The 2,115-nt window shown below is 41.1% G+C and carries 4 protein-coding genes; all 4 read left to right on the top strand.

Translation table 11 applies throughout. The features are described 5' to 3' along the window. The first annotated feature begins 540 nt into the window (after positions 1-540). The 4 genes from A3729_RS12595 (at position 541) to A3729_RS12580 (ending at position 1,853) form a co-directional block, all read left to right on the top strand. The gene (locus A3729_RS12595) at positions 541-819 is read left to right on the top strand and encodes a type II toxin-antitoxin system RelE/ParE family toxin (protein WP_068509678.1); all 279 of its coding nucleotides are present in this window, start codon (positions 541-543) and stop codon (positions 817-819) included. Next, positions 819-1,112, top strand: coding sequence for a HigA family addiction module antitoxin (locus tag A3729_RS12590; protein WP_068509680.1), 294 nt, complete (start codon positions 819-821; stop codon positions 1,110-1,112). Before A3729_RS12595 ends, A3729_RS12590 begins: the two co-directional genes overlap by 1 nt. Positions 1,113-1,257: 145 nt before the next feature. Beyond that, positions 1,258-1,548, top strand: coding sequence for a type II toxin-antitoxin system RelE/ParE family toxin (locus A3729_RS12585; protein ID WP_068511197.1), 291 nt, complete (start codon positions 1,258-1,260; stop codon positions 1,546-1,548). A 14-nt stretch (positions 1,549-1,562) separates the two neighbouring features. Next, complete coding sequence (locus A3729_RS12580) at positions 1,563-1,853, top strand: HigA family addiction module antitoxin (protein WP_068511195.1); 291 nt, start codon at positions 1,563-1,565, stop codon at positions 1,851-1,853. The last annotated feature ends 262 nt before the right edge of the window (positions 1,854-2,115 follow it).

The following is a 2,115-nucleotide window of genomic DNA, read 5'->3' as shown; positions in this document are numbered from 1 at the left end:
GCATATAACCAAGTAATCTTGCGGAACTTCGTGGGCTGTCACCTTGTTTGCAAAAACACGCAAACAAGCCGCCATTCNACTNCGNCGCGCAAATTGCGGCGTTATATGCGCAAAAGTACCAAACACTTGTACGCGGTTTTCTTAGTTTTGTGCAAAGATGGCCTTCTTATAAAGTCAGGTTATCATCAAGGTTCAGTGTTCTAAAAATTAGTTTTTTGCTCAGCGTAATCGGGTCACTTTGATGGGTGGTTTCGTTGACAGTTCAGGTAAGAATTTAGGGTTTATCGTGGTCAAAATCAGATAAACAAAATAAAAATTATTGTATGGTTTATTGCGTCGTTTCTGAGTTCTTAACAATAAATTAAGAGCATAAGGTCAAAAGACTAAAAGCAAAAATCATATAACCAGGCCATCTTTCGGATCTTCGTTTTCTGTCACCGTTTATGCAAAGAAACGCATAAACGTCGCCATAAGACTCATCCCGCAAATGGCGGCGTTATATTTATTGATGCATAGTGCGCATCATGCTACCATCAGCTTATGATTAAATCGTTTAAGCATAAAGGTCTCAAAAAGTACTTTGAATCAGGGAGTACTGCGGGCATTCAGAATAGCCATGCAAGGAAATTGAAAATGCAACTGGCGGCTATCGATACTGCTCATGTAATCGAGGATGTTGATTTACCAGGTTATCAATTGCACCCATTAAAAGGTGACCGTGAAGGTATTTGGTCTATTTCGGTTAATGGTAACTGGCGAGTAACTTTCGAATTCAAAGATGGCAATGCATTCATATTAAATTACGAGGACTATCACTAATGAGCATGTATAACCCTCCTCATCCCGGTGAGTTCATTAAAGAAACATACCTTGAGCCGTTCGGTTATAGCTGCCGCTTTTTAGCCAAACAGCTAGATGTCGCATCATCGACACTTAACCGTATTTTAAAGGGGCAAAGTGGTGTAACACCTGAAATGGCATTAAGGCTATCCAAAGCTGTAGGTCGTAGTCCTGAAAGCTGGCTGGCAATGCAAGACAACTATGACCTTTGGCAGGCCAAACAAAATATCAATTTAGGTAACGTTCACTCAGTTTCTTTTGAGGCTGCGTGATTAAATATAACAAAGCAATCTTGCGGAACTCCGTGAGCTGTCACCCTGTTTGCAAAAACACGCAAACAAGCCGCCATCTAACTCCGTCGCGCAAATTGCGGCGCTATATGTTGCATGAATACCGTGTATTCGTTAATATGCCTAAATGATTATTTCCTTTGGCAATAAAACTACATCAGATCTGTTTAATGGTGTTTCTAGTCGTTGGGCACGAAAGCTGCCCAATCAGATACATGAGTTAGTTTTATATAAGCTTGATGTTATTAATGCTGCTCAGAACCTAGATGACCTTAAGTCGCCTCCCGGAAATAGGCTTGAGCTACTTAAAGGTGACCTAGACGGTTTCCATAGTATTCGTATTAATTCTCAGTGGCGTATTGTATTTCGCTGGGATTCTAACGCTGCTCATGATGTCCAAATAGTGGATTACCACTAAATATGAGGTAAATTATGATTCCTTCAAATCGCATAGCAACACACCCAGGAGTTATTCTTCTCAAAGAGTTTCTAGAGCCTCTTGAGGTAACTCAAAAAGCATTGGCATTACATCTAGGCGTTCCTATACAGCGCATAAATGAAATAGTGCGTGGTAAGCGTGGGGTAACCCCTGAAACTGCATGGCTATTATCAGAGTCTTTTAATACGTCACCTGAGTTTTGGCTTAATTTGCAGTCAGTTCATGACTTATCAGCAAAACGGCCAGAAAATCATATTCAGCCCCTACAAGCAGTAGGCATATAACCAAGTAATCTTGCGGAACTTCGTGGGCTGTCACCTTGTTTGCAAAAACACGCAAACAAGCCGCCATTCCACTCCGTCGCGCAAATTGCGGCGTTATATGCGCAAAAGTACCAAACACTTGTACGCGGTTTTCTTAGTTTTGTGCAAAGATGGCCTTCTTATAAAGTCAGGTTATCATCAAGGTTCAGTGTTCTAAAAATTAGTTTTTTGCTCAGCGTAATCGGGTCACTTTGATGGGTGGTTTCGTTGACAGTTCAGGTAA

This window comes from Oleiphilus sp. HI0043 (assembly GCF_001634935.1).
Note: the sequence above shows the minus strand (reverse complement) of the source record. Positions and strands in the feature narration are given on the sequence as shown.